General features: G+C 68.0%; 1 pseudogene. It reads left to right on the forward strand.

The features are described from left to right. Positions 1-309: pseudogene (locus PZH32_RS12495) on the forward strand (molybdopterin-containing oxidoreductase family protein); the annotation flags it as partial.

Here is a 309-nt window from a genome sequence, read left to right on the forward strand (position 1 = left end):
AGGTGAAGGGTAAGAAGAGCCGTACCGCCTATCGCGCCCTGTGGGAGGCTTGCGAGGAGTACACCCTCGAGAAGGCCGCCGAGATCTGCTGGCTCGACGCCGAACGCATCGAGGCCGCCATCAACACCTACGCCGAGGGCGCTCCGGCCGCCGGCATCAGCTTGGGCGTGCCCACCGACCAGTACGTGGCCGCTTCCGATGGCCCCATGGCCATCGCCATTCTCGACATCCTCATGGGCTGCATCAACCGTCCCGGCTCTTGGGTGCAGAAGCGTCCCTCGGGCCCGGCCGGCGTGGCCCAGCCTTGGG

The organism is Adlercreutzia equolifaciens, assembly GCF_029076695.1.
Classification (GTDB): Bacteria; Actinomycetota; Coriobacteriia; order Coriobacteriales; family Eggerthellaceae; genus Adlercreutzia; species Adlercreutzia equolifaciens_A.